The following is a 24,900-nucleotide window of genomic DNA, read 5'->3' on the forward strand; positions in this document are numbered from 1 at the left end:
CAGATACGCGCCGGAGTGTTCCCCACGCCCGTGGTGACGGTCGGACTAAAATTCGGCAACTTACGCTTTGCACTGCGTGTCCCGCTCTCCGCGTACCTTCTACCTACTGTTGCATCTCGCTTAGATATTGCGTCAGCCGCAGCGTCAGGCTGGCGCGGGCGGCGTTGGCTGGCCATACCGCGTACACCCCCAGAGCTTCCACCTGCCACTCGGGCTCGACTTCGCTCAGCCTGCCGGCTGCGATGTCGTCCGTCGCCAGGAAGGCCGGCGGGGTGGCCAGGCCGCAGCCGGCGATGGCCAGCTGGCAGACGGCATCCAGGCTGTTGGCGCGGATGGCTGGCTGGATGGAGAAGCTGTGCGCCTCGCCGGCCGCGTCTAGCAGGGTTTTGCGGTCGGGCCGCATGCGTATGCCCAGCCAGGGCCAGTCGGCCAGCTCTTGCGGGTGGCGGGGCGCGGGGCGCGCCGACAGCAAGGCGGGCGCGGCCACCAGCAGGCGCGGCATGTCGAACAGGCGGCGCGATTTTAGCGCGCTGTCCGGCAATTCGCCGATGCGGATGGCCAGGTCGATGCCGTCGCGCACCAGGTCGCGCTTCTCGTCGCTGTAGTCCAACGCCAGCTCCACTTTGGGATGGCGGCGGGCAAAGCCGGCCAGCCGGGCGGTAAGCGGCGAACGGGCGAAAAAGGCGGGCAGGGTGAGGCTGAGCCGTCCGGTCGGTTCGGTGGCGCGGCCGGCCAGGGCGTCAAGCCCGCTTTCCGCCGCCCGCAGCATGGCCTGGGCGTGTTGGAACAGCGTTTCGCCGTCCGCCGTCAGCGACAGCCGGCGGGTGCTGCGGTACAGCAGCGCCGCCCCCAGCCGGCTTTCCAGCTGCGACACATGGTGGCTGACCACCGACGGCGACAGCTGCAAGGCCCGGGCGGCGGCGCGGAAGGAGCCGGTTTCAACGGTTTTGGCGAATACCGCCAATGCGCGCAATTCTTCTATCATTGTTCTATTTTTTCGATCAGTTAGTTTCAATTGCTCTGAATTGTAGATTTCCTGGCCTTGGCGCACAGTGGCAAGACTTGAATCATCGCCCGGATTGCTGACCTTCGCCCTTTCGCAGGGCAGGGGGCGGGATGCGAATCGGCAGGCGCGGAATGGGCCGCAGCCGCCGCGCCTTCCCGCTTCGCGGTGTCGGCAGTCTGGCAAGACCTGGTCATTGCCTGGAGAGAAAACATGGAAGAACGCCGCTGCGCCATCATCGTCGACCCCGATCTGCCCGCCGGCATCGCCGCGAATACCGCCGCCGTGCTGGCGATGACGCTGGGCCGCCGCCACCCGGAGCTGGTGGGAGACGACCTGGCCGACGCCGCTGGCAGCGTGCGGTTGGGCATCGTCACGACGCCAATTCCGGTGCTGCAAGGCGGCGCGGCGTTGCTGCGCGCCTTGCGGGCGCAGGCGCTGGAGGCCGGATTGACGGTGGTGGAGTTGACGGACGCCACCCGCAGCACCCGCAGTTATCAGGAGTACGCCGCCGCCTTGCGCGGCACGCCCGAGCCAGACTTGCGTTACCAAGGCCTGGCGCTGTGCGGCCCGGCTAAGCAGGTGCGGCGGCTGACCGGCAGCCTGGGCCTGTTGCGCTGAGGAGGAGGGAGAATGGTCTGGAGCTTTATCGCCGCCACCGCCTTGATCACGCTGTTGCCGGGGCCGTCGATGCTGGTGATCGTGGCCTGCGCGCTGGGCCAGGGCTGGCGCGCCGGGGCGGCCGCCACCGGCGGCGTGGTGCTGGCCGACGCCATCTTGATGGCCATCGCGCTGAGCGGCGTGGGCGCGCTGGCGCAGGCTTCGCCCTTGGCGCTGCTGGGGCTGAAGTGGCTGGGCGCGGCGTATTTGACGTATTTGGGCGCGAGCGTGTTGCGGGCTGGAAATAAAGGGGCGGCGGCGGAAGCGAGCGGCCGATCGGGCGGCGCTTTTCGCCGCGGATTGGCGGCGACGCTGCCCAATCCCAAGATCATCGCCTTTTTGATTATCTACTTTCCGCAATTCATCCAGCCGGGGCGCGATACGGCCGGCCAGCTGCTGCTGCTGGGGCCGCTGTTTTTGCTGACGGTGGGCGCGGTGTTTCTGCTGTGCATGGCGGCGGCGCTGACGGTGGGCCGCGCCATGCCGCGCGGCCGGGCTGGCCGGCTCAGTCGGGCGTGCGGCTGCTGCCTGATCGCCTGCGGCTTGTATTCGGCGCTGGCTTGAGGCTTAGGCCAGCGCGCGCTCCAGCCAGCGCCACAGTTCGGGCGCGGCGAAGTCGGCGATGACGGCTGCCGCGCCGGCGTCCAGCAGTTTTTGCGGCGGCAGCGCGCCGGCGATGCCATAGCTGTGGATGCCGGCGGCGCAGGCCGCGCGCATGCCGGACGGCGAATCCTCGAAGGCGCAGGCGCGCTCGGCGCGGCCGCCCAGGCGGGCCAGGCCGGTCTGGTAAGGCAGCGGGTGCGGCTTGCCGTGGGCCAATTCGTCGCCTATCACCAGCGCGTCTATCCGCTGCGCCAGGCCCAGCCCGCCCAGCATCAGCTCGGCATTGGCGCGCGGCGCGTTGGTGACCACGGCGATGCCGACGCCATGGCGTTCCGCCCAGTCGAACAGTTCCCGCGCGCCCGGCGTGGGGACGAGCCGGGTGACGGAATCGCGGAACAACTGCTCCTTGCGCGCGGCCAGGGCCAGGTGTTGGGCGGGCTGGTCGGGAAACAGCCGGGCCATGATGGCTTCGTTGGCGGCGCCGACGATGTGGTGCAGGAAGGTGTCGTGATCCAGCGCGCGGCCGTGCTCGGCCATCAGGGTGCGGAAGGCGTCGAAATGCAGGTCGTCGGTATGGGTCAGGGTGCCGTCCAGGTCGAACAGCAGGCTGAAATCGGCTTTGGCTTTCACGGCTGGGCCTTTGTTGTCAAACGCATCGGCCGTTTTCTTAACTGTACCGATGCGTATGGTTTTGCGGAGAGGCCATGATGGCACTCTCGAAACAAAAACGCCACCGCGAGGGTGGCGTCTTGCGTCATGCGGCAGGGTTCAGGCGGCGTCGTCCACCCAACGGATGGCCTGGCTGGGCACCACCTTGCTCTCCACCTTGATCTGGATGGCCAGGCCGCCGCAGGAGGTTTCGCGGTACTTGGCGTCCATGTCCTTGCCGGTTTCGTACATGGCGGCGATCACCTTGTCCAGCGACACCTTGGGGCTGCTGACGCGGTGCATCGCCATGCGGGCGGCGTTGATCGCCTTGACCGCGGCGATGGCGTTGCGCTCGATGCAGGGAATCTGCACCTGGCCGCCCACCGGGTCGCAGGTCAGGCCCAGGTTGTGCTCCATGGCGATTTCGGCCGCCATGCACACCTGGGACGGGCTGCCGCCCATCAGCTCGGTCAGGCCGGCGGCGGCCATGGAACAAGCGACGCCGACCTCGCCCTGGCAGCCCACTTCGGCGCCGGAGATCGACGCATTCAGCTTGAACAGGCAGCCGATGGCGCCGGAGGACAGGAAGAAGCGCAGACAGCTGTCGTCGTCCAGCGGCTGGATGAAGTGGTTGTAGTAGGCCAGCACCGCCGGCACGATGCCGCAGGCGCCGTTGGTGGGCGCGGTCACCACGCGGCCGCCGGCGGCGTTTTCTTCCGACATCGCCATCGCGTACATGTTTACCCAGTCCATCACGCTCATCGGGTCTTTGGCCACGGTCAGCGAGCTGGTCAGCATCCGGTGCAGCGCCGGCGCGCGGCGCGGAATGCGCATCGGGCCGGGCAGGTTGCCTTCGGTGCGCATGCCGCGCTCTATGCTGCCCTTCATCACTTCCCACACGCGGCGGAAGTGAGCCTGGGTGTCTTTCACGTCATGGAAGGCCTTCTCGTTTTCCATCACCAGCGCGGCGATGGACAGGCCGGTTTCTTCGCACATGTCGATCAACTGCTGGGCGGTGACGAAGTGGTATGGCACCGGGGTGTCGCTGCAGCTGGATTGATTGAAGTGCTCCTCGTCGACGATGAAGCCGCCGCCGATCGAGTAATAGGTTTTGGTCAGGACTTTTTCGTCGCCGACGAAGGCGTGGATCTGCATGCCGTTTTCGTGCAGCGGCAGGTTGGCGGTGTGAAAGTCCATGCCGAAGGCCACGCGCTGGTGGGTGCGGCCCAGCGTCAACTGGCCGGTTTGCTCGACGTCGGCCAGCAGGCTGGCGGAGTTGTCCGGGTCGACGGTGTCGGGCAGGTTGCCGGCGAGGCCGAGGATGATGGCCTGGTCGGTGCAGTGGCCCTTGCCGGTGAGGGCCAAGGAGCCGTAGCAGTCCACGTGGACGCGGTTCACTTGGTTGAACTTGCCGGTTTCCTTGAGCGCGCCGAGGAACTGGTGGCCGGCCTTCATCGGGCCGACGGTGTGGGAGCTGGAGGGGCCTACGCCGATTTTGTAGATGTCGCTCATGCTGAACATGATGCTGCCTCTTTGAAGCGGGTGCGGCGGGAAGGCAGGCGCGATCCGCGGCCTGTCAGGCTGCCGACACGTGAGTGGGGGCGATTCCGGAGGGCCCGGCGCGGCCGGGCCTCCTGATGGCTGTGTTAGGGTCCGCGGGCGCCCCTGCTGGCCCGGCAAGGCGGTATCGCCGGGCGGAGAGGAGCGGGCGCGGCCCGCTGGCTTACGATCAGGCGATCAGATCGTAGAAGATGGCGGAGATGGCGATCAGGCCGATCAGCGTCACGAAGATGTTGCTGGCGGCGCCGGAGTATTTCTTCATCGCCGGCACTTTCTGGATCGCGTACATCGGCATCAGGAACAGCAGCATCGCGATCACCGGGCCGCCCAGGGTTTCGATCATGCCCAGGATGGACGGGTTGATGGTGGCGATGATCCAGCAGGTCACGATCATGAAGATGGCGGTGTAGCGGTCCAGCTTCGACGATTCGATGGTCTTGCCGCTTTGGCGCAGCTGCTTGATCACCAGGCCGTTGAAGCCTTCCTTCGCGCCCAGGTAGTGGCCCAGGAAGGACTTGCTGATGGCGACCATGGCGATGATAGGCGCTACCCATTCCATCACTGGGTTCTGGAAGTGGTTGGCCAGGTAGGACAGGATGGAGATGTTCTGGGCCTTGGCGGCGGCCAGGTCGGCCGGGCTCAGGCTGAACACGCAGCTGAACACGAAGAACATCACGGTCAGCACCATCATGGTGTGGGCGCGGATCAGCACGCGGCTGGAAGATTGCTCGGCGTCATCGCCGTGCAGCTTGCGCTGGTCGACGGAGAAGGACGAGATGATGGGCGAGTGGTTGAACGAGAACACCATCACCGGGATGGCCAGCCACAGCGTCTTGTAGAAGGCGCCGCTGGACACGGCGTCGCCCAGGCTGCCGGCGTGGCGGATGGCGGTGTCGCTCCATTGCGGGATCAGGTACAGCGCCAACATCATCAGCACCACCACGAACGGATACACCAGAATGCTCATCGCCTTGACGATCATCTGGCCGCCCAGGCGCACGATGGACATCAGGCCCAAAATCAGCGCCAGCGAGAACACCGCGCGGGTGGCGATGCCGGTGCCCACTTCGATGTGCAGCTGGTTGTTCAGGAAGGACAGCACCGTGTTGGTGATGGCCACGCTGTACATCAGCAGGATCGGGTAGATGGCGAAGAAGTACAGCAGGGTGATGATCTTGCCGGCGCCGGCGCCGAAGTGCTCTTCCACCACTTCGGTGATGTCCGCGCCTTCCTTGCTGCCGGACAGCACGAAGCGGGTCAGGCCGCGGTGCGCGAAGAAGGTCAGCGGCAGGGCCAGGATGGCCATCAGCATCAGCGGCCACAGGCCGCCGATGCCGGCGTTGATCGGCAGGAACAGGACGCCGGCGCCGATGGCGGTGCCGTACAGGCCGAGCATCCAGGTGGTGTCGTGCTTGGTCCAGCCGGAGGAGCCGGATCGCGGGGCGGTTGAAGCAATGGCTTGAGACATGATGTGGTGCCTTCTAAAGACAAGTTTTTGCAATTACCGAGTCGATTTCCCGCAGTCGTTTCAGGCTGCCGGCCATCGAGAGAAGCTTGGTGCTTGCCGGGGAGCGATTGAGCGGATCGCGCTGTGTCCGGCTGACTTGCTGCTCATCGTAAGTGCTTTGTAATTAACAAGGTACACATTTAAGAACATCAGTTGATTCTAATCAAGTTAAATTTGTATCTAAACGAACAAGCGAACATCGCTTGCGGCCGGCGTGGATGCTGGTTTTAAAATGCTAAAAAGATAAATTGGCAATTTTGTTTCAAAAACCAGTAATTAAGTTTTATTAATCTTGGTTTTTGGCATTAAATTTTAATGAAATTCCTTGTTGTGAAAATTTACAGCCGTGATGGTGGGGTTCGGCGTTGAGGCATTGCTTCGAGTTTTTGCTCGATTTTGGCGCGGGGCGGCTGGAAGAGAGCGGGGCAGGCTGGCTTCGACGATTTCGGCATGGCCGCATCCGGCGGCGCGGATCCGCGTCCAAATGGCTGGCGATTGTGAATGGATTGTATCTTGATGAAATTAAAAGACTATTATCTGACGGATTCGGATGGGGGGGCGGCGCGCTGGGTTCCAGGCGAGCGGAACCTGGCAGGGCGATTTCGTTGTTGGAAATTGTTCGGAGTAGGATTGAATATGAAGAATACTGGCTATTTAATGTTCGAATGTGAAAATATTTTGTTTCAAATGAACATTTAATGTTTCGTATGCGAATTTTCCGTGGGTTGCGGGGAGAAATGAGCCGAAAGTGGTCACGCCGCCGCTGCCGCCGGCAAGCCAATGAAAACGACGGCGCCGGCGTTTTCGCGGCGGCCGCATGGCGGCGTTTCGCCCGGCGGCGGGCGGATTGGGCGGCATGGGCGCGGGGAAGTCGTGGCGGCTGGCGGGTTTATCCAGAATGGGAAGGCGGGCTTGTGTTGATGGTTATCAAACACGAATTTACGGAAACGAACATAGAATTTTCCTAATTTGCAAGGAATGCGAATGGCTGCCGCCAGATGGGAACCGGTTCGCCCCTTGCCTGTCGCTTTTCCATATTGATAGAGACAAACGCCATGAGTCATTCCTCCACTCTCGCCTACGTGGCCGACGAGGCCGCCAGCAAGCAACAGGCGCTGCGCAGCGAGCCGGGTCGCTACCTCCTCAGCGCCGCGATGGCCGGCGCGCTGATCGCCGTGGTGCTGGCGGTCAGCCTGAAGCTGGGCCAGGTGTTCTTCGCCGCCGGCGACTCCGGCTATTACATCGCCACCGCCGGCTTTTTCGGCGTGGCGCTGGTCAGCATCATCGTCTGCAAGGTGGAGCTGTTCACCAGCAATGTGATGTACTTCACCGTCGGCGCGCTCAGCGGCCGCTGCCGGCTGTGCTATCTGCTGCGCAGCTGGGCGATGGTCTATCTGGGCAATCTGGCCGGCGTGCTGTTGTTCGTCGCCGTGCTGGCGGGAGCGGGCGGCATGGGCGCGCTGCCGGCCGACCACCTGCTGTTCAATGTGGTGCAGCACAAGGTGCATGCCCCGGCGATGGAGATCTTCTGGAAAGGCGTGCTGTGCAATTGGATCATCTGCCTGGCGGTATGGGTGCCGATGCGGCTGGCCAACGAGGCGGCGCGCATCCTGGTGATCATGCTGCTGGTGTTCGTGTTCTTCTTCTCCGGTTTCGAGCACAGCATCGCCAATATGGCCTTTTTCGCGCTGGCGAAGATGCAGGGCATGGCCGGGTTGGCGTGGAGCGACATCCTGCACAATATGCTGCCGGCCACGCTGGGCAATATCGTCGGCGGCGCCATCGGCGTCGGCCTGGTGGTGTTCCGGCTGGAACGTCACACCTTGCGGGCGGTCTGATGCCTTAGGGAAGCATCCCTGCCGGTGGATGGTATGTGGATGTTCGGTTTCGAATGTAGTCGGCGCGGTACATGGCGTACTGCGCCGACTTTGCTATAAACCATTGAGAAAATAAGGATATTGGACGCATCCGGCATGTTGCGCCGCGGGATCGAAACCGCGCCGAAAGCGATGGCTGACTTGACTAAGATCAAGCGAAATTTTCGAATTCGAATGTACGATGTGTTCAATATCTAACACTTACTGGATCAGCCAAGAAGGAGGCACCAGATGGACGCCATCACTCAAAATGCTACCCAAGCCAACCCGTGGCGCGATTTCGCCGCCGGCGACTGGCAGAGCAAGGTCGATGTCCGCAACTTCATCCAGCTGAACTATCAGCCGTACGAAGGCGACGACAGCTTCCTGGCTGGCGCGACCGATCGCACCAAGAAACTGTGGGACGCGCTGGGCGAGCTGCTGAAGCAGGAACGCGCCAAGGGCGTGCTGGACGTGTCCGCCGACCGCGGCTCCTCCATCACCGCGCACGACGCCGGCTACATCGACCAGGCCAATGAAGTGATCGTCGGCCTGCAGACCGACGCCCCGCTGAAGCGCGCCATCATGCCGAACGGCGGCCTGCGCATGGTCGAGAACGGCCTGGAAGCTTTCGGCTTCAAGCTGGACCCGATGATCAAGGAAGTGTGGGAAAAGTATCGCAAGAGCCACAACCAGGGCGTGTTCGATGTCTACACCCCGGAAATCATGGCTTGCCGCAAGTCCGGCGTGATCACCGGCCTGCCGGACGCCTACGGCCGCGGCCGCATCATCGGCGACTACCGCCGCGTGGCCCTGTACGGCACCGACTTCCTGCGCGCCGAGCGCCAGCAAGTGTTCCATGAACTGGACAACGCCACCTTCACCGACGATGTGATGCGCCAGCGCGAAGAGCTGTCCGAGCAATTCCGCGCGCTGGACGAATTGAAGCAGATGGCCGCCAAGTACGGCTACGACATCAGCCGCCCGGCCGCCAATGCCCGCGAAGCGGTGCAGTGGGTGTACTTCGCCTACCTGGCCGCCGTCAAGGAACAGAACGGCGCCGCCATGTCCTTCGGCCGCGTGTCCACCTTCCTGGACGTCTACATCGAGCGCGACATCGCCGCCGGCGCGCTGACTGAGGCGCAAGCTCAGGAAATGATCGACGACCTGGTGATCAAGCTGCGCATCGTCCGCTTCCTGCGCACGCCGGAATACGATCAGCTGTTCTCCGGCGACCCGACCTGGGTGACCGAATCCATCGGCGGCATGGGCCAAGACGGCCGCACCCTGGTCACCAAGAACAGCTTCCGCTTCCTGAACACCCTGTACAACCTGGGCCCGGCGCCGGAACCGAACCTGACCGTGCTGTGGTCGGTGAAATTCCCGCAAGGCTTCAAGAACTTCTGCGCCAAGGTGTCCATCGATACCAGCGCCATCCAGTACGAAAACGACGATCTGATGCTGCCTTACTGGGGCGACGACTACGGCATCGCCTGCTGCGTGTCGGCGATGAAGATCGGCAAGCAGATGCAGTTCTTCGGCGCCCGCGCCAACCTGGCCAAGGCCATGCTGTACGCGATCAACGGCGGCCGCGACGAGAAATCCGGCGCGCTGGTGGCTCACGGTTTCGAGCCTATCACCAGCGACGTGCTGACCTACGACGAGCTGATGCCCAAGTTCGAGAAGATGATGGACTGGCTGGCCGCCACCTATGTCAAGGCGCTGAACTGCATCCACTACATGCACGACAAGTACGCCTACGAGCGCATCGAAATGGCGCTGCACGACCGCGACATCGTCCGCACCATGGCTTGCGGCATCGCCGGCCTGTCGGTGGCCGCCGACTCGCTGTCCGCGGTCAAGTTCGCCAAGGTCCACATCATCCGCAATGAAGACGGCCTGGCCGTCGACTACAAGATCGAGGGCGACTACCCGGCTTACGGCAACAACGACGATCGCGTCGACGACATCGCGGTGTGGCTGACCCAGTCCTTCATGGACAAGATCAAGGCCCAGCCGTACTTCTACCGCGATTCCAAGCCGACCCAGTCGGTGCTGACCATCACCTCCAACGTGGTGTACGGCAAGAAGACCGGCAACACCCCGGACGGCCGCCGCGCCGGCGAACCGTTCTCCCCGGGCGCCAACCCGATGAACGGCCGCGACGTGAAGGGCTTCGTCGCCGCGGGCGCCTCGGTGGCCAAGCTGCCGTACGATTCGGCGCTGGACGGCATCAGCTGGACCGCTTCGGCCACGCCTGACGCGCTGGGCCACACCGCCGAAGAGCGCATCCTGAACCTGGCCAACTGCCTGGACGGCTTCTGCTCCGCGCACCCGACCGAGTTCAGCAGCGCCAACTGCACGCCGTTCGACTGCGAAGGCGAGCGCCACATCGCCGGCGGCGGCTTCCATGTCAACGTCAACGTGTTCAAGCGCGAAACCCTGCTGGACGCGATGGAGCACCCGGAACTGTACCCGCAGCTGACCATCCGCGTGTCGGGCTACGCCGTGAACTTCATCAAGCTGACCCGCGAGCAGCAGATGGACGTGATCAACCGCACCTTCCACGGCAAGATGTAAGACGCGTAGGGCGGGCAGGCTCTTGGGCTTGCCCGCGCGGAAACACCATCGCATCAATGGCGGGGCGGTCCGGAAGGAAAGCCCCGCTTTTTCACAAGATTCACCGGAGAAACGGCATGATCCCACCTATTGCCGCAGATCACACCGAAGCATGCGTTAAGGCCGAAACCATAGGCTATCTGCACTCCACCGAAAGCGGCGCCGGCGTCGACGGCCCCGGCATGCGTTTCGTGTTTTTCACCTCGGGCTGTCAGTTCCGCTGCCTGTACTGCCACAATCCGGATACCTGGAAGCTGCACAATGGCCGCCAGGTGACGGTGGAGCAGGCGCTGTCCGAAGTCGCTTCCTACGCCCGTTTCCTCAAGTTCGCCGGCGGCGTCACCATCTCCGGCGGCGAACCGCTGATGCAGCACGAGTTCGTCGGCGAGTTGTTCCACGCGATCAAGCAGCGCTTCGGCCTGCACACCGCGCTGGACACCCAGGGTTTCCTGCACGAGCGGGTGCCGGATGAATGGTTCGACGATGTCGACCTGGTGATGCTGGACATCAAGCACTCCGATCCGGAAAAGTATCTGGCCCTCACCGGCCAGCCCTTGCAGCCGACGCTGGACTTCGCCCAGCGTTTGCAGCGGCTGGGCAAGAAAATGTGGATACGCTACGTGCTGGTGCCTGGCCTGACCGACGGCGACGCCGACATCGAACGGCTGGCTGATTTCGTCGCCGCGCTGGGCGAGGTGGTGGAACGAGTGGAAGTGCTGCCTTTCCACCAGTTGGGCAAGGACAAATGGGCGCAGCTGGGGATGGAGTACCAGCTGAACGACACGCCGATTCCCACCGCCGGGCAAGTGGCGCATGCGCGCGCGCTGTTCGCCAGCCGCGGCATGAAGGTAACCTGAGCCGGGCTGGACCGCGCCGCCATCGACGCATGCCGCCGGCCTCGGATGGGGCCGGCGGCATTCGCGTTATGGCGGCCAGGCATGTCCCGCCGCGGCGCAGGTCATTCAATAAGCAAAGGCAAGCGATGGATATCGTTCTGGAAATCTGCGCCGGCTCGCCGGCGTCGGCGCTGGCGGCGCAGGAAGGCGGCGCGCAGCGGGTGGAGTTGTGCGACAACCTGCTGGAAGGCGGCACCACGCCGTCCTACGGCGCGTTGGCGCTGGCGCGCGACCGGCTGGCGATCGGCCTGCACGCGCTGATCCGGCCGCGCGGCGGCGATTTTCTGTATTCGGAACTGGAATTCGAACAGATGGCGCGCGACATCGAGCTGTGCCGCCGGCTGGGCGTGGACGGCGTGGCGTTGGGCCTGCTCACCGCCGACGGCGATGTCGACGTCGAGCGGACCCGGCAACTGGCCGGCCTGGCCGGGCCTCTGGCGGTGACCTTTCACCGCGCTTTCGACATGGCGCGCGATCCGGCGCGGGCATTGGAAGACGTGATCGCGGCCGGTTGCCGCCGGCTGCTGTCGTCCGGCCAGGCGCCGGCGGCGCCGCAGGGCGCGGCCTTGCTGCGCGCGCTGCGCGAACAGGCCGGCGCGCGGCTGGCGGTGATGCCCGGCGCCGGCGTGCGGGCCGACAATATCGCCGCCTTGCGGCGGCAGACCGGCTGCCTGGAGTTTCACGCCTCGGCGCGGGCCGCGGCGGCCAGCGGCATGCGCCATCGCCAGCCGGGCTTGTCCATGGGCGCGCCGGGTGCCGACGAGTACGCGCGGCAAGAGACGTCGGCGCAGCTGGTGCGGGAACTGGCGCGCCAGGCGGCGCAGGCCTAGGCCGGCTGTCAGGCCGAGGCGGAATCGCCGTCCGGGCTCCAGCTGAGGTGCAAAGGCAGCTCGGCGGCCGACATCGGCCGGCTCAGGTAGAAGCCCTGCATCTCCAGATCGGGATAGTGCTGGCGCAGATAGGCGAAGTCCTGCGGGTTGTCTATGCCTTCGGCCACCATTCTCAGGCCCAGCCGGCGTCCCATCTCCACGGTGCTGGCCAGGATGCCCTGGCTGCGCCGGTCGCGGTGTATGTCCAGAATCAGGCTGCGGTCCAGCTTCAGCTCGGTCAGCGGCAGATCGCGCACATGCTCCAGCGTGGTGTTGCCGGCGCCGTAGTCATCCAGCGACAGCTCGAAGCCGCGCATGCGCATCCGCAGCAGCGAGGCCAGGGTGTTGCCCAGATTGTTGAAGGCCAGCGTTTCGGTGATTTCCAGCACCACCTGGCCAGGCGCTATGCGCCGCAGCTCCACTTCTTGCTGCAGCCAGTCGAAGAACTCCCGGTCGTGCAGCAGGCTGCGCGACAGATTGATGGATACCCTCATGCCGCCGGTCCAGCTGTTCAGGCTGAGCAGGTCCAGGCTGGTCTGCGCCATGCGCCGGGTCAGCAGCATGATGGTGCCGTCGTGCTCCAGCCGGTCGATGAAATGCTGCGGCCCCAACAGGCCGTGCAGCGGATGGCGCCAGCGCGCCAGCGCCTCCATCTGGCCCGCCCGGTGGTTTTGCTGGTTGAAGATGGGTTGGTAGAACGCGCAGAACTGGTTGTGCGCCAGCCCGGTCATGATTTCGGTCAGCGCAATGGCGATGTCGGGCCGGGACGGAGGGCGGCAGCCCTGCAGCAGGCGATGGACGCGGGCGAGCAGCCGGTCCGGGTCTATCGGTTTGGCGCAGCTGTCGATCTGGGAGAAGCCCAGCGCCTCGGCCGCCCGGGAACAGCCGGCCAGCAGCTCCGGCACATCGCCGCTGAGGAACATCAGCGCCGGCAAATGTATCCGGTGCGACAGCGCCTGCGCCAGTTCTATGCCGTCCATGCCGGGCATGTTGAGGTCGGTGACCACCAGGTCCAGCTGCGGATGCCGCTGGGCGATCTGCATCGCCCAGCGGCCGTCCGACGCCTCGAACACTTCGGTGTCCGGCAGCTTGCGGCACAACTCGGCCAGCAGCTGGAGCTGGCCCGGACTGTCTTCGGCGATCAGTATCTGGCGGGGCATCGCATACTCCGGCGATGGTGGCGGGCGGCGGCATGGGGATGGCCGGCCGGGCGGGGCGTCCGCTATCTGAGTTATAAGGCGCGGCGGCGTGCCGCCACCAGATTTTTCGCCGGCTTTTCGTCGCTGCGCTCAAGCGTGGGGCTGGAATCTTGACGCGATAAATGGCATAAGCATGATATTGCCTGTTCGATCCCAAGGAGACGCCATGCTTGCCCGTTCCCCTGTCCGCTGGTTTCACATCGCGGCGCTCGGCCCCTGCCTGCTGCTGGCCGCCGCTCCGGCTCTCGCCGCAGAGGCCGCGGTGGCGGCGCCGGACGCATACGGCGCGGCGGTGGCGGCGCAAATCCTCAAGGACGGCGGCAACGCGGTGGATGCCGCGGTGGCGACGGCCTTCGCGCTGGCGGTGACCTATCCCGAAGCCGGCAATATCGGCGGCGGCGGCTTCATGACGCTGTACCAGGGCGGCAAGCCGTATTTCCTCGACTACCGCGAAACCGCGCCCAGGGCCGCCAGCCGCGACATGTACTTGGACGACAAGGGCCAGGTGACGGCCAATCTCAGCCTGGTGGGCGCGCGCGCCGCCGGCGTGCCGGGCACGGTGATGGGCATGTGGCAGGCGCACCAGCGCTTCGGCAAGCTGCAATGGCGGCAGCTGCTGGCGCCGGCGATCAACTACGCCGAGAACGGCTTCACCGTCGCGCCGCGGCAGTACCAGTACCGCGACGAGGCGGCGCAGCTGTTCGCCGGCAAAACCAATTTCAACCGCTATTTCGGCAGCCTGAAGGCCGGGGAAACCTTCCGCCAGCCCGAATTGGCGGCCACCCTCAAGCGCATCGCCCGTTACGGCGCGGCCGATTTCTACCAGGGCGAAACCGCCCGGCTGCTGGTGGCGCAGATGAAGCGCGACAAGGGCCTGGTCGACGCCGACGACCTCAACGGCTACCGCGCGCGCTGGCGCGAGCCGATCCGGATAGACTGGCGCGGCAATGTCGTCTACACCGCGCCGCCGCCCAGCTCCGGCGGCATCGCGCTGGCGCAGCTATTGGCCATCAAGCAGGCGCGCGCCGCCGATTTCGCCGGCGTCGCGCACAACTCCGCCCGCTACATCCACCTGCTGGCCGAAATCGAAAAGCGGGTGTTCGCCGACCGCGCCGACTACCTGGGCGACCCAGACTTCAGCAAGGTGCCGACCGCGCAGCTGACCGACGCCGCCTATCTGCAGCGCCGCGCCGCCGAGATCAACCCGCGGGCGATCTCGCCGACGCCGGACGTCAAGCCGGGGTTGGAATCGCGCCAGACCACCCATTTTTCCATCGTCGACAAATGGGGCAACGCGGTGGCCAACACCTACACGCTGAATTTCGACTTCGGCAGCGGCGTGGTGGTGCAGGGCGCCGGCTTCCTGCTCAATGACGAAATGGACGACTTCAGCGCCAAGCCCGGCGTGGCCAACGCTTTCGGCGTGGTGGGCAAGGACGCCAACGCCATCCAGCCGGGCAAGCGCATGCTGTCGTCGATGGCGCCCACCATCGTCACCCGCGACGGCAAGGTGACGCTGGCCATCGGCACGCCCGGCGGCTCGCGCATCTTCACCTCCATCTTCCAGGTGCTGAACAATCTGTACGATTTCGACATGCCGCTGAAGCAGGCGGTGGCGGCGCAGCGCGTCCATCACCAGCTGCTGCCCAAGGACACCATCTTCTACGACGACTACGCGCCGCTGACCGGCGCGGCGGCCAGCGAGCTGAAAACCATGGGCTACACGCTGAAGGACCAGGGCTGGCGGATGGGCGACATCCAGGCGGTGAGAATGAACGGCGACGAGGCGGAAACCGCTTCCGACCCGCGCGGCCGCGGCGTGGGCGTGGTGGTGAAGTGACAGCCGGCGCCAAAGGCGCGAGTGCGATAGATTGACTGGGCAAACGAATGGAGCGGGACATGCGGTACCGGACGGTTTTGAGCGATGTGGCCGACGAGGCGGCGCGAGCGGCTATCGTCGCGCCATTGATCGCCTACAATCAGGCGCAGGCAGGGGCGGGCAACAACAGGCCGCTGGTGATCACGGTGGAGGACGAGGCCGGCCAAGTGGCGGGCGGGCTATGGGGCCATACCGGTTTCGGCTGGCTGTACGTGCAACTGCTGGCGGCGCCGGCGGAAGCGCGCGGCCAGGGCCTGGGCCGGCGTCTGATGGAGGAGGCCGAAGCGGAAGCCCGCGCGCGCGGCTGCGTCGGCGCCTGGGTGGATACCTTCACCTTCCAGGCACCGGCGTTCTACGAAAGCCTGGGCTACCGGCGCTTCGCCGAACTGGCCGATTATCCGCCCGGCCACAGCCGGGTGTTCTTCCACAAGCGTTTCGACGCGGAGCCGGGCTGAGCCTCTGCCGGCCGGTGGCGGGGCCGGCTCGCAATCAGCCTGGATAAACGGCGCGGCCAGCCATGCCGCGCCGCTTTCATTCGGCAAGAGAAAGTCCGGGTAAGTAATGCTTGGTGATTGGTTCTAGCTTCAACTAAAACACTTAAGTAAATCTACATTAAGTGGTTGGAGCGTATCGTGACTCACCTGCTTGCCCAGTTCAGCATCCGCGCCAAAATCTTCGGACTGATCCTCCTCGGCATCGCCGCGGCCCTCATCATCGGCGTCAATGGCATCACGGGCGCGAGCGGCATGTTCCAGCTGACCATAGACATGCACGACAATATGCTCAAACCGGTGTACTTGTTGGGGCAGGCCGGCAAGCAGGCGGCGTATGTCAACCGCGCCGACTACCGCTACATCGCAGAAAGCGAAAAATCGCAGATGGACCAGGTGCAGGTCAACCGCGACAAGTTCGAGGCCAATATGAAGGGCTTTCTCGACCAATACCGCAAGACCGAGCTGACGCCGCCGGAAGTGGACGGGCTCAAGCGCTTTGACGCCGCCTGGGACGCGATGAACGCGCCATGCAAGAAAGTGCGCGAGCTCAGCTACACCGATACCGGCAACGGCGAGAACAACAAGAAGGCGCTGTCAATCATGGCCAAGGAGTGCCGTCCGCTGTTCACCGCGGCCGACGACATCCTGAAGGAACTGTCCGACATCAACATCAAGCTGGCCGACAAGGCGCTGGACGACGCCCAGGCGCAATACCAGCGGGTGCGTTCGATGGCCATCGGGGTGCTGGTGGTGGGCCTGGTGCTGGTGACCGGGCTGGGCCTGGCGATCCAGAACGGCATCGTCGGCAGCCTGAAAAGCGCCGGCGAGGCGATGGTGCGGATAGGCAATGGCGACCTGAACGGCGAAATCCGCCCGCAGGGCAAGGATGAGATCGCCGGGATGATGCAGTCGCTGGCCGATACCCAGCAGCGGCTGCGCAAGACCGTCGGCGACATCATGCGCGCCGCCACCAATGTCGCGGCCACGTCCGAGCAACTGGCGGCGTCCACCGAGCAGGTCAGCGCCAGCATCGGCCAGCAGGTCAACGCCACCTCCAGCGCGGCGGCTTCCATCGAGGAGCTGACGGTCAGCATAGACTTGTGCTCCAGCAACGCCGGCCAGGCCAACGAGCAGGCCAGCCAGGCCGGCCAGCAGGCCAAGGCCGGCAACCGCGACGTGCAGGATTCCACCGTGCAGGTGAAGAAGGTCAACGAGAGCGTCAGCCGTTCGGCCGACAGCCTGGAGTCGCTGTCCGATCAGGCGCAGCAGATCGGCAGCATCGCCACCGTGATCAAGGACGTGGCCGACCAGACCAATCTGTTGGCCTTGAACGCGGCGATCGAGGCGGCGCGCGCCGGCGAGCAGGGCCGCGGCTTCGCGGTGGTGGCCGACGAAGTGCGCAAGCTGGCCGAGCGCACCACGACGTCGGCGCAGGAAATCACCGTCATGATAGGCAAGATCCAGGACGGCGCGCGGGTGGCGGTGGACGGCATGCGCGGCAGCCGCCAGATCGTGTCCGACGTGGTGGTGGCGGCGGAGAACGCCTCGGCCACCATCAGCACGGTGGAGTCCAGCGCGGCGGAGGTGGTGGGCGCGATAGGCGAGATCGCCTCGGCGATGCGCGAACAGCGCCAGGCCAGCACCGAGCTGGCGAGCCGGGTGGAGGCCATCGCCCAGATGTCCAAGGAAAACGGCATCGCGGTGGATGTGTTCTCGCAGGCTACCCGCGAGCTGGCGATGGTGGCGGAGCAACTGCAGCAGACCACCATGGCCTTCAAGCTGGACTGACGGCTACATGCGCTGGAACAGGTGGGCGTAGCTGCGGCTCACCTCCAGCGGCTGGTCGTGGCCGCGCAGCTCCAGCAGCAGGCCGCGCTCGTCGCGGCGCACCTGATCGATGGCGTCCACCCGCACCAGGGTGGCGCGGTGGATCTGCCAGAATTCCTCCGGGTCCAGCTGCGGCAGCAGCTCCTTGATCGGCATGCGGATCAGCGCTTCGCAGCCGACGGTCTGCACCCGGGTGTATTTCTCGTCCGACTGGAAAAACAGCACTTCGCCTATGCTGATCATCCTGAGGCTGTTGCCGACCGACGCGCGTATCCAGCGCAGGTAGTTGGGCTTTTCCAGCTGCCGGCCCAGCAGCCGCAGCGTGTCCTGCCATTGCGGCGGCAGCGCGATCTGCCTTTGCTGCCAGCGCTGGCGGGTGCGCTCCAGCCTGTCGTCCTCCACCGGTTTGAGCAGATAGTCGACCGCGCCTTCCTCGAAAGCCTTGATCGCGTACTGATCGTAGGCGGTGACAAACACCACCGGGCAGGCGCCGTCCAGCTCCACCGCGGCGGCGAGGCCGCTTTGCACCGGCATGGTGATGTCTAGAAATGCCAGGTCGGGGCGGTGGCGGCGCGCCAGCTCCACCGCTTCGGCGCCGTCGCGCGCCTCGGCCACCACCTGCAATTCCGGCCATACCCGCGCCAGCGCCATTGTCAGTTGTTCGCGCATCAGGCGCTCGTCGTCGGCGATCAGGGCGGTGACAGGGGGCATGCGGGGTCTCCAGTGTTTCGGGGCAAGGGTCAGGCCAGCACGAACGGCAGCGCGATGGTGGCGCGGGTGCCGCCTTCGGGCCGCACTTCCAGCAAAAGTTCCGCCTCCGCGCCGTAGCGCAGCGCCAGCCGCTCGCGGATATTGGCCAGGCCCATGCCTTGGCCGGGCTCGTCGGGAAAGCCGACGCCGTCGTCGCACACGGTCAGCCGCAGCTTGCCGTCCAGCACCTTGGCCCGCACTTCGACGAAGCCGCCTTCGGCCTTGGGCTCCAGCCCGTGCTTGATGGCGTTTTCCACCAGGGTTTGCAGCATCATCACCGGGAACCTGGCTTGCAGCAGCGTTTCGGGCACTTCCAGCCGCACCTGCAGCCGCTCTTCCATCCGCAGCTGCATGATGTCGAGAAAGGCGCGCGACAGCTCCAGTTGCTGGCCCAGGCTGGTTTCGCCCGGCGATTCGCGCCATTCCGGCAGCGAGGAGCGCAGGTAGCGGATCAGCGCCTTTTGCATCGACAGCGCGCGTTCCGGCGCGGTTTCCATCAGCTGGCACACCGAGGACAGGGTGTTGAACAGGAAGTGCGGCTCGATTTGCGCCTGCAGCGCGCCCATCCGGGTTTCCGCCAGCTGGCGCTGCAGCGCTTCCAGCTCGGCTTGCTGTTCGGCCCGCTCGCTGCGGGCGATGGCGCGGTCGGCGATCTGCTCCGCCTGGCGCTTGCCGCTGGCCAGAATCTTGACCAGCACCGAGACCAGGACCAGCGTCAGGGTCAGCAGCGGGACGTTCAGGATGCCGCCCAGGGTCTGCACCAGCAGCGAGGCGATGAACAGCCTCCCCCACCCCAGACGCGCCACCTGGTCGACGAACAGCCACCAGTAGTGTTCGATGCCGCGCAGCGCGCTGTCGCCGTCGGCCGGAGCGGCTTGTGCTCGTTCATTCATGATGGGCCTCTTGTTTGCTTTGCTCATTCTTGCCGGCTTGAAGCTTGGCCAGCAGGGTGGCCAGAATCAAAATCAGCGTCAGCGCGGGCACCCGCAGCATGCCGCCCAGAATCTGCACCAGCAGCGCCGTCAGCAGCAAGCGGCCCCAGCCGGTGCGCGCCGCGTAGCCAGCGAGGTGTTCCCAGCCGCAGCGCAGCGCGGCGCCGGCGGCGTGCAGCATCGGCTTAGCCATGATGCGCCTCCTTGTGTTGCGACAGGCGGTGCAGGCGGGCCAGCGGCTTGGCGGCGCAGTAGTCCAGCGCCTGCCAGGCCAGCACGACCGGCACGATCAGCGCGCCGCCAGCGAGAGAGGCCAAGAGGGCGAACAGCGTGAAGCGGCCCCATTCCAGCTGCGACAGCCAGTCCAGGCCTTGGGTGAAGTACAGGGGCATATGATGGCAGAGCTGGATCAGCGAGTCCAACAGCGCGGCGATGGTTTGGTAGTTCATGGTGCTCTCCTGGTTGGTTTGTGTTGTGACTGTAGGCGAGCGGGAATCGGGGCGATATCGACATGCGACGGACTGCGCGGCGGTGGGGATGAACTGCGTTTGGCGTGGATGAAATGCGCGCCGCGGCGGGGTGAGCCGCGGCGCGCGCGGGACGTTCAGTCGGCGAACAGGCCGGGCGGAGCGCTGCGCTCCAGCTCGAAACGCAGCAGCGCGGCCTTCAGCGGCAGTCCGCCGGCGTAGCCGGTGAGGCTGCCGTCGGCGCCCAGCACGCGGTGGCAGGGCACGATCAGCGCGATGGGGTTGGTGGCGTTGGCGCGGCCCACCGCGCGCGCGCCGCCGGGCAGGTCCAGCAGCAAGGCCAGCTCGCCGTAGCTGACGGTGCGGCCGTAGGGAATGCGCCGCAAGGCGGCCCACACCTGCTGCTGGAACGGCGTGCCGGCGGGGGCCAGCGCCAGCTCGAAGCTTTGGCGCTCGCCGGCCTGGTATTCGGCCAGTTGGCGCGCCACTTCGCGCAGCGCGCCGTCGTCGCGGCGGCAGGCGTGCTCGGCCAGTTGTTGCGGCGTCGGGTTGAACAGCAGCCGCAGCAGCGCGCCGTCGGCGTTCAGCCAGGCGGCCGCCGGGCCGAAGCGGGTGTCCAGCAGGCCGTGGCGGGAGGCGGGGAAGGTGGTGGTCATGGCGAGTCCGGTTTGTCCTGTCGCCATTGGAATCCAAATCCGGCGAAGAATAAATAGCGGCATGCGATGCCTGGCGCCGGCGAGCAGCGAAATGTCATCTTTCCCGCCGCGGGCGGCTCTGATTAAATGGCGGTGTCTTTCCCCTCGCCATCTCTGGAATGAACGATACCAAAAGCGCCGCTTTGGCCGCCGAGTCGCCGCCGGCCGATGACCCCAGCCGCTCCCGCGCCTTGCTGGCCGCCTCCAGCGCCCATGCGGCGCACGACGGATTGACCGACCTGGTGTACGTGCTGCTGCCGCTGTGGCAGGCGCAGTTCGGCATCAGCTACGCGCAGGTCGGTCTGCTGCGCGGCGCTTACTCGGGGATGATGGCCGGCTTTCAATTGCTGGCCAGCCGGGCGGCGGCGCGCTGGGGGCGCAAACGGCTGCTGGCGGCGGGAACGGCGCTGGCCGGCATCGCCTACTTGGTCGCCGGCCAGGCCGGCGGCCTGGCGGTGTTGCTGGCGGCCTTGCTGCTGGGCGGGCTGGGTGCCAGCGTCCAGCATCCGCTGGCGTCGGCGATGGTGGCGGATTCCCACGAGGCCGGCGGCGGCGTCAAGCAGGCGCTGGCGCAGTACAACTTTGCCGGCGATATCGGCAAAACGCTGATTCCGGCGCTGGCCGGCCTGCTGCTGACGGTGGCGAGCTGGCGCGCGGTGGTCAGCCTGGCCGGCCTGCTGGGCCTGGCCGCGGCCGCCGCGCTGTGGCGCTTGATCCCGGCGCGGCTGGATGCCGCGCGCCGCGAGGCCAAGGCGGCCGCGCCCGCGGCCGGCCAGGGCTCGGCCGGTGCCATGCGCGCGCTGCTGTTCACCGGCGTGCTGGACAGCGCGGCGCGGATGGGTTTTCTCACCTTTCTGCCTTTCCTGCTGAAGAGCAAGGGCGCCGGCAGCGCCGGCATCGGCCTGGCGCTGGCGCTGTTGTTCGTCGGCGGCGCGTTCGGCAAACTGTTTTGCGGCTATCTGGGCGCGCGCATCGGCATGGTGAGGACGGTGTGGCTGACGGAGACGGCCACCGCATTGCTGATCGCGCTGGCGGTAGCGCTGCCGCTGTTCGGCGCGATGGCGATCCTGCCGCTGCTGGGCCTGGCTTTGAACGGCACATCGTCGGTGCTGTACGGCGCGGTGCCGGAGCTGGCCGGCGCGGGGAGCCGGCGCGACCAGGCTTTCGCGCTGTTCTATACCGGGACGATAGGCGGCGGCGCCTTGTCGCCGGTGCTGTTCGGCCGGCTGGGCGACGCCGTCGGCGTGCCGGTGGCCTCGCTGTGGCTGGCGGCGCTGCTGTTGCTGACCTTGCCGCTGGCGTGGCGGGCGGGCAAGGGATTGCGGGCTTGAGAGGCGAAACTTGACGACGATGGGGGGCGGATATGGCGATGGCGGCTGATGCGGTGATCGCGCTGGTGGCGCTGCTGCATGGGTATTTTCTGGTACTGGAGATGTTTCTGTGGGACAAACCGCTGGGCATGAAGACCTTTCGGCTGACGCCGGAGCGGGCGCGCGACACCAAGGTTTTGGCCGCTAACCAGGGGCTGTACAACGGCTTTCTCGCCGCCGGCCTGGCCTGGGGACTGTGGCTGGGCGCGGGCGGTTTTCAGATCAAGCTGTTTTTCCTGGCCTGCGTGCTGGCGGCCGGCGCGTTCGGCGCCGCCACCGTCAACCGGCGCATTTTGTTGGTGCAGGGGCTGCCGGCGGCGCTGGGCATCGCGCTGTTGTGGCTGGCTTGAGCGGCGAGCGCGTCGCGGGGAGGGCGGATGGTTCCGGAAATGAGCATCTTGGGGCGGTTTTCAGGCAGAAGGCTCAAGCCGGCGCGCGTCGTGTTTGATGAGCAGGGCTTGTCCGTGCTCCGAGGCGATGCCTTGCGATGGCGCGTGCCGCTGGAGGAGATCGCGTCGGTTAGCCTGAGGCGGGGGCGGCGTCTGTTCGGCCTGTTTTCGTTCGGCCGGTGGCTGGTGGCGGAGTCTCGCGGCGGCAAGTTCTATCTCGAACCCACCCTGGAGTATAAGACGGAGGACCTGGAGCGCTTGGTCGCGCGAATCTGCCAGTTCATCGCTTGATTTCGCAGGATCAGCTTGTGTGTTCCAGCTCCTGCAAAAACCGCTCCAACACCAAATTGGCGCGGCGCCCCTTGCGCACCGCCAGCGCCAGCGGCGCGTCGTAATGGCAGATGTCCGGCAGCAGCGGCCGCATCTGTCCTTGCGCCACCCAGCCGGCGGCGAAGTGATCCGGCAGGTAGCCGATGTAGCGGCCGCTGAGGATCAAAAAGGCGATGCCTTCGCGGTCGGACGCGGTGGCGGCGGCGCGTAGCCGTTGTTGCAGCGCCTGCGCTTGCGGCGGCAAGCGGTAGCCGGGCGCGACGGCGTTGGCGGCGGCCAGGTCCACCTCGCTCAAGTCATTGTCGGGCCGGCTGAACAGCGGATGTTCGCGGCTGCAGTACAGCTGCGAGCGCTCGTCGTACAGCGGCAGGTAGTCCAGCCCGGACAAGGGCTGGATCAGCGGCACCACGCCGGCGTGCAGCTGGCCGTCCAGCAGGCCGGTTTCGATGTCGCTGGGCGTCATCATGCCGATGGAGATCTTCACTTCCGGACCTTGCTCGCTCAGCGCTTTGAGCGCGCCGGTGACGCGCATCCTGGGCAGCGTCACCAGGTTGTTGACGATGCCGATGTTCAACTCGCCGCGCAGTTGGCGGTGCAGCAGGTTCACTTCGCCGCGGAAATCCTCCAGCGCCGCCAGCAGCGTGTGGCTGGCGCGCAGCACTTCGCGGCCTTCGTCCGTCAGCGCGAAACCGGCTCGGCCGCGCTGGCACAGCCGGATGCCCAACCGTTTTTCCAGATCGCCCATCTGCAGGCTGATGGCGGAGCGGCTGATGCCCAGCACGCCCTCGGCGGCGGAGAAGCCGCCGCATTCGGCCACCGCGCGGAACAGCCGCAGCAGGCGGATATCGAAATCGCTGACTTGTCCCAGCGCGGGTTTCATAAGTTGAGTTTTTATTTATCTGAACATAAGAAAGATAGCATTTAACTCACGCAATGTCCGCGGCATGCTGTGTCCATACTCCCGCCACAGGTGCCTGACATGAACCCGCTCACCACCCGTTCCGAATTTTCCCATCTCGATCTGCGCGCGCACTGGATGCCGTTCAGCGCCAACCGCAACTTCCAGCGCGATCCGCGGTTGATCGTCGCCGGCGAAGGCAATTATCTGGTCGATGACCAAGGCCGCCGCATCTTCGACAGCCTGTCCGGCCTGTGGTGCTGCGGCGCCGGGCACAGCCGCAAGGAGATCGCCGAGGCTGTGTATCGCCAGCTGTCGACGCTGGATTACTCGCCCGGCTTCCAGTTTGGCCATCCGCTGTCGTTCCGGCTGGCCGAGCGGGTGGCGGCGATGGCGCCGGGCGCGCTGAACCACGTATTCTTCACCAACTCTGGCTCCGAGTGCGCCGACACCGCGGTGAAGATGGCGCGCGCCTACTGGCGGCTGAAGGGCCAGGCGTCCAAAACCAAATTGATCGGCCGCGCTCGCGGCTACCATGGCGTCAACATCGCCGGCACCAGCCTGGGCGGCATGAATGGCAACCGCAAATTGTTCGGCCCGCTGATGGACGCGGACCATCTGCCGCACACCTTGCTGCCGGCCAACGCTTTCAGCCGCGGCTTGCCGGCGCAGGGCGCGGAGCTGGCGGACGACTTGCTGCGGCTGATCGAGCTGCACGACGCGTCCAATATCGCCGCGGTGATCGTGGAGCCGATGGCGGGCTCGGCCGGCGTGATCGTGCCGCCGCAGGGCTATCTGCAACGCCTGCGCGAGATCTGCACGCAGCACGGCATCCTGTTGATCTTCGACGAGGTGATCACCGGCTTCGGCCGCACCGGCAAGCTGTTCGGCGCCGACTATTTCGGCGTGACGCCGGACATCATGAATGTCGCCAAGCAGCTGACCAATGGCGCGGTGCCGATGGGCGCGGTGGTGGCGACCAGCGAAATCTACGAGGCCTTCATGGCGCAGGCGACGCCGGAGTACGCGGTGGAGTTCGCCCATGGCTACACCTATTCCGCCCATCCGGTGGCTTGCGCGGCGGCGCTGGCGGCGCTGGACGTGCTGGAGAACGAAAACCTGGTGGCCAGGGCCGCCGAGCTGGCGCCGCATTTCGAGCGCGGCATTCACGGCCTGAAAGGCTTGCCGCATGTGATCGACATCCGCAACTGCGGGCTGGCCGGCGCGGTGCAGATCGCGCCGCGCGGCGGCGACGCCATCGTGCGGCCGTACGAGGCGGCGATGGCGTTGTGGCGCAAGGGCTTCTATGTCCGCTACGGCGGCGACGCGCTGCAGTTCGGCCCGCCGTTCACCACCACGCCGCAGGAGCTGGACAGCCTGTTCGACGCCGTCGGCGAGACGCTGACCAAGCTGGCCTGAAATGATTGTCACCAATAAAACGAGATCCTG

At 65.8% G+C, this 24,900-nt stretch carries 24 protein-coding genes and 1 CRISPR repeat array (1 of these 25 running past the window's edge); of the genes, 13 read left to right on the plus strand and 11 right to left on the minus strand.

All coding sequences use genetic code 11. The features are described from left to right. Nucleotides 1-44: direct repeats of the CRISPR family, unit length 29 nt (it extends 1,022 nt beyond the left edge of the window). A gap of 59 nt (nucleotides 45-103) precedes the next feature. Then, nucleotides 104-985, minus strand: coding sequence for a LysR family transcriptional regulator (locus MY55_RS12285; RefSeq protein WP_047258340.1), 882 nt, complete (start codon nucleotides 983-985; stop codon nucleotides 104-106). A 231-nt stretch (nucleotides 986-1,216) separates the two neighbouring features. On the opposite strand from MY55_RS12285, the gene MY55_RS12290 reads away from it, so the two are divergent. Further along, the gene (locus MY55_RS12290; RefSeq protein ID WP_047244425.1) at nucleotides 1,217-1,624 is read left to right on the plus strand and encodes a DUF2000 domain-containing protein; all 408 of its coding nucleotides are present in this window, start codon (nucleotides 1,217-1,219) and stop codon (nucleotides 1,622-1,624) included. Between the two features lie 12 nt (nucleotides 1,625-1,636). Further along, a complete protein-coding gene (locus MY55_RS12295) occupies nucleotides 1,637-2,227 on the plus strand; it encodes a LysE family translocator (RefSeq protein WP_047258339.1) in 591 nt (196 codons plus the stop codon). A 3-nt stretch (nucleotides 2,228-2,230) separates the two neighbouring features. Here MY55_RS12295 and MY55_RS12300 read toward each other — a convergent pair whose 3' ends face one another. From MY55_RS12300 to MY55_RS12310, 3 genes are all read right to left on the minus strand, one after another. Continuing rightward, nucleotides 2,231-2,896, minus strand: coding sequence for an HAD family hydrolase (locus tag MY55_RS12300; RefSeq protein WP_043575457.1), 666 nt, complete (start codon nucleotides 2,894-2,896; stop codon nucleotides 2,231-2,233). A gap of 138 nt (nucleotides 2,897-3,034) precedes the next feature. Then, nucleotides 3,035-4,435, minus strand: a complete 1,401-nt coding sequence (locus MY55_RS12305) for an L-serine ammonia-lyase (protein WP_043575456.1) — start codon at nucleotides 4,433-4,435, stop codon at nucleotides 3,035-3,037. Between the two features lie 208 nt (nucleotides 4,436-4,643). After that, a complete protein-coding gene (locus MY55_RS12310; RefSeq protein WP_043575455.1) occupies nucleotides 4,644-5,942 on the minus strand; it encodes an HAAAP family serine/threonine permease in 1,299 nt (432 codons plus the stop codon). A 1,094-nt stretch (nucleotides 5,943-7,036) separates the two neighbouring features. On the opposite strand from MY55_RS12310, the gene MY55_RS12315 reads away from it, so the two are divergent. The 4 genes from MY55_RS12315 (at nucleotide 7,037) to MY55_RS12330 (ending at nucleotide 12,182) form a co-directional block, all read left to right on the plus strand. Continuing rightward, nucleotides 7,037-7,819 carry a formate transporter FocA gene (locus tag MY55_RS12315; RefSeq protein ID WP_047250358.1) on the plus strand — a complete coding sequence of 261 codons (783 nt, stop codon included), beginning with the start codon at nucleotides 7,037-7,039 and terminating at the stop codon, nucleotides 7,817-7,819. Between the two features lie 270 nt (nucleotides 7,820-8,089). Beyond that, nucleotides 8,090-10,417, plus strand: coding sequence for a formate C-acetyltransferase (pflB, locus tag MY55_RS12320; RefSeq protein WP_047244424.1), 2,328 nt, complete (start codon nucleotides 8,090-8,092; stop codon nucleotides 10,415-10,417). Between the two features lie 116 nt (nucleotides 10,418-10,533). Then, a complete protein-coding gene (gene pflA, locus MY55_RS12325; protein WP_047244423.1) occupies nucleotides 10,534-11,313 on the plus strand; it encodes a pyruvate formate-lyase-activating protein in 780 nt (259 codons plus the stop codon). 125 nt (nucleotides 11,314-11,438) lie between these two features. Next, on the plus strand, nucleotides 11,439-12,182 hold the full coding sequence (locus tag MY55_RS12330; RefSeq protein WP_065202414.1) for a copper homeostasis protein CutC: 744 nt from the start codon (nucleotides 11,439-11,441) through the stop codon (nucleotides 12,180-12,182). A gap of 8 nt (nucleotides 12,183-12,190) precedes the next feature. Here the strand turns inward: MY55_RS12330 and MY55_RS12335 are convergent, their stop codons facing one another. Further along, the gene (locus MY55_RS12335; protein ID WP_043575447.1) at nucleotides 12,191-13,381 is read right to left on the minus strand and encodes an EAL domain-containing response regulator; all 1,191 of its coding nucleotides are present in this window, start codon (nucleotides 13,379-13,381) and stop codon (nucleotides 12,191-12,193) included. Nucleotides 13,382-13,586: 205 nt separating this feature from the next. Between MY55_RS12335 and ggt the strand changes: the two genes are divergently transcribed. The 3 genes from ggt (at nucleotide 13,587) to MY55_RS12350 (ending at nucleotide 17,581) form a co-directional block, all read left to right on the plus strand. Continuing rightward, on the plus strand, nucleotides 13,587-15,260 hold the full coding sequence (ggt, locus tag MY55_RS12340; RefSeq protein ID WP_081284682.1) for a gamma-glutamyltransferase: 1,674 nt from the start codon (nucleotides 13,587-13,589) through the stop codon (nucleotides 15,258-15,260). Between the two features lie 59 nt (nucleotides 15,261-15,319). Further along, complete coding sequence (locus MY55_RS12345) at nucleotides 15,320-15,754, plus strand: GNAT family N-acetyltransferase (RefSeq protein ID WP_043575444.1); 435 nt, start codon at nucleotides 15,320-15,322, stop codon at nucleotides 15,752-15,754. 177 nt (nucleotides 15,755-15,931) lie between these two features. Next, nucleotides 15,932-17,581 (plus strand): methyl-accepting chemotaxis protein, encoded by a 1,650-nt coding sequence (locus MY55_RS12350; RefSeq protein WP_065202415.1) that lies wholly within the window; start codon nucleotides 15,932-15,934, stop codon nucleotides 17,579-17,581. 3 nt (nucleotides 17,582-17,584) lie between these two features. Here the strand turns inward: MY55_RS12350 and MY55_RS12355 are convergent, their stop codons facing one another. The 5 genes from MY55_RS12355 to MY55_RS12375 form a co-directional block, all read right to left on the minus strand. Next, a complete protein-coding gene (locus tag MY55_RS12355) occupies nucleotides 17,585-18,331 on the minus strand; it encodes a LytR/AlgR family response regulator transcription factor (RefSeq protein WP_043575442.1) in 747 nt (248 codons plus the stop codon). A gap of 29 nt (nucleotides 18,332-18,360) precedes the next feature. Further along, the gene (locus tag MY55_RS12360) at nucleotides 18,361-19,263 is read right to left on the minus strand and encodes a sensor histidine kinase (RefSeq protein WP_052878115.1); all 903 of its coding nucleotides are present in this window, start codon (nucleotides 19,261-19,263) and stop codon (nucleotides 18,361-18,363) included. Continuing rightward, the gene (locus MY55_RS12365) at nucleotides 19,256-19,495 is read right to left on the minus strand and encodes a hypothetical protein (RefSeq protein ID WP_152680433.1); all 240 of its coding nucleotides are present in this window, start codon (nucleotides 19,493-19,495) and stop codon (nucleotides 19,256-19,258) included. Before MY55_RS12365 ends, MY55_RS12360 begins: the two co-directional genes overlap by 8 nt. Beyond that, on the minus strand, nucleotides 19,488-19,751 hold the full coding sequence (locus MY55_RS12370; protein ID WP_047238666.1) for a hypothetical protein: 264 nt from the start codon (nucleotides 19,749-19,751) through the stop codon (nucleotides 19,488-19,490). The genes MY55_RS12365 and MY55_RS12370 overlap by 8 nt, the downstream gene beginning before the upstream one ends. A gap of 155 nt (nucleotides 19,752-19,906) precedes the next feature. Continuing rightward, nucleotides 19,907-20,425 carry a methylated-DNA--[protein]-cysteine S-methyltransferase gene (locus MY55_RS12375; protein ID WP_043575436.1) on the minus strand — a complete coding sequence of 173 codons (519 nt, stop codon included), beginning with the start codon at nucleotides 20,423-20,425 and terminating at the stop codon, nucleotides 19,907-19,909. A 158-nt stretch (nucleotides 20,426-20,583) separates the two neighbouring features. Between MY55_RS12375 and MY55_RS12380 the strand changes: the two genes are divergently transcribed. From MY55_RS12380 to MY55_RS12390, 3 genes are read left to right on the plus strand one after another with little or no spacing between them, the layout of a single operon-like run. After that, the gene (locus tag MY55_RS12380) at nucleotides 20,584-21,795 is read left to right on the plus strand and encodes an MFS transporter (RefSeq protein WP_065202416.1); all 1,212 of its coding nucleotides are present in this window, start codon (nucleotides 20,584-20,586) and stop codon (nucleotides 21,793-21,795) included. Between the two features lie 38 nt (nucleotides 21,796-21,833). After that, nucleotides 21,834-22,184 carry a DUF1304 domain-containing protein gene (locus MY55_RS12385; RefSeq protein ID WP_236849613.1) on the plus strand — a complete coding sequence of 117 codons (351 nt, stop codon included), beginning with the start codon at nucleotides 21,834-21,836 and terminating at the stop codon, nucleotides 22,182-22,184. 39 nt (nucleotides 22,185-22,223) lie between these two features. Next, entirely contained in the window at nucleotides 22,224-22,514 is a 291-nt protein-coding gene (locus tag MY55_RS12390) for a hypothetical protein (protein WP_157889292.1), read from the plus strand. A 10-nt stretch (nucleotides 22,515-22,524) separates the two neighbouring features. Here MY55_RS12390 and MY55_RS12395 read toward each other — a convergent pair whose 3' ends face one another. Beyond that, nucleotides 22,525-23,433: a LysR family transcriptional regulator gene (locus MY55_RS12395; RefSeq protein WP_043575426.1), complete on the minus strand. Its 909-nt coding sequence runs from the start codon at nucleotides 23,431-23,433 to the stop codon at nucleotides 22,525-22,527. 99 nt (nucleotides 23,434-23,532) lie between these two features. On the opposite strand from MY55_RS12395, the gene aptA reads away from it, so the two are divergent. After that, nucleotides 23,533-24,870 carry an omega-aminotransferase AptA gene (aptA, locus tag MY55_RS12400; RefSeq protein ID WP_065202418.1) on the plus strand — a complete coding sequence of 446 codons (1,338 nt, stop codon included), beginning with the start codon at nucleotides 23,533-23,535 and terminating at the stop codon, nucleotides 24,868-24,870. The last annotated feature ends 30 nt before the right edge of the window (nucleotides 24,871-24,900 follow it).

Origin of the sequence: Chromobacterium subtsugae (assembly GCF_001676875.1) — a bacterium.
GTDB lineage: Bacteria > Pseudomonadota > Gammaproteobacteria > Burkholderiales > Chromobacteriaceae > Chromobacterium > Chromobacterium subtsugae.

Bases quoted from the DNA above. Each gene is read 5' to 3' on its own strand.
- MY55_RS12330 (WP_065202414.1), top strand. From the start codon at position 11,439: ATGGATATCGTTCTGGAAATCTGCGCCGGCTCGCCGGCGTCGGCGCTG.
- MY55_RS12375 (WP_043575436.1), bottom strand. From the start codon at position 20,425: ATGACCACCACCTTCCCCGCCTCCCGCCACGGCCTGCTGGACACCCGC.
- MY55_RS12365 (WP_152680433.1), bottom strand. From the start codon at position 19,495: ATGGCTAAGCCGATGCTGCACGCCGCCGGCGCCGCGCTGCGCTGCGGC.
- aptA (WP_065202418.1), top strand. From the start codon at position 23,533: ATGAACCCGCTCACCACCCGTTCCGAATTTTCCCATCTCGATCTGCGC.
- MY55_RS12390 (WP_157889292.1), top strand. From the start codon at position 22,224: ATGAGCATCTTGGGGCGGTTTTCAGGCAGAAGGCTCAAGCCGGCGCGC.
- MY55_RS12335 (WP_043575447.1), bottom strand. From the start codon at position 13,381: ATGCCCCGCCAGATACTGATCGCCGAAGACAGTCCGGGCCAGCTCCAG.
- MY55_RS12295 (WP_047258339.1), top strand. From the start codon at position 1,637: ATGGTCTGGAGCTTTATCGCCGCCACCGCCTTGATCACGCTGTTGCCG.
- MY55_RS12370 (WP_047238666.1), bottom strand. From the start codon at position 19,751: ATGAACTACCAAACCATCGCCGCGCTGTTGGACTCGCTGATCCAGCTC.
- MY55_RS12385 (WP_236849613.1), top strand. From the start codon at position 21,834: ATGGCGGCTGATGCGGTGATCGCGCTGGTGGCGCTGCTGCATGGGTAT.
- MY55_RS12380 (WP_065202416.1), top strand. From the start codon at position 20,584: ATGAACGATACCAAAAGCGCCGCTTTGGCCGCCGAGTCGCCGCCGGCC.
- ggt (WP_081284682.1), top strand. From the start codon at position 13,587: ATGCTTGCCCGTTCCCCTGTCCGCTGGTTTCACATCGCGGCGCTCGGC.
- pflB (WP_047244424.1), top strand. From the start codon at position 8,090: ATGGACGCCATCACTCAAAATGCTACCCAAGCCAACCCGTGGCGCGAT.
- pflA (WP_047244423.1), top strand. From the start codon at position 10,534: ATGATCCCACCTATTGCCGCAGATCACACCGAAGCATGCGTTAAGGCC.
- MY55_RS12290 (WP_047244425.1), top strand. From the start codon at position 1,217: ATGGAAGAACGCCGCTGCGCCATCATCGTCGACCCCGATCTGCCCGCC.
- MY55_RS12345 (WP_043575444.1), top strand. From the start codon at position 15,320: ATGCGGTACCGGACGGTTTTGAGCGATGTGGCCGACGAGGCGGCGCGA.
- MY55_RS12310 (WP_043575455.1), bottom strand. From the start codon at position 5,942: ATGTCTCAAGCCATTGCTTCAACCGCCCCGCGATCCGGCTCCTCCGGC.
- MY55_RS12305 (WP_043575456.1), bottom strand. From the start codon at position 4,435: ATGTTCAGCATGAGCGACATCTACAAAATCGGCGTAGGCCCCTCCAGC.
- MY55_RS12315 (WP_047250358.1), top strand. From the start codon at position 7,037: ATGAGTCATTCCTCCACTCTCGCCTACGTGGCCGACGAGGCCGCCAGC.
- MY55_RS12285 (WP_047258340.1), bottom strand. From the start codon at position 985: ATGATAGAAGAATTGCGCGCATTGGCGGTATTCGCCAAAACCGTTGAA.
- MY55_RS12395 (WP_043575426.1), bottom strand. From the start codon at position 23,433: ATGAAACCCGCGCTGGGACAAGTCAGCGATTTCGATATCCGCCTGCTG.
- MY55_RS12360 (WP_052878115.1), bottom strand. From the start codon at position 19,263: ATGAATGAACGAGCACAAGCCGCTCCGGCCGACGGCGACAGCGCGCTG.
- MY55_RS12355 (WP_043575442.1), bottom strand. From the start codon at position 18,331: ATGCCCCCTGTCACCGCCCTGATCGCCGACGACGAGCGCCTGATGCGC.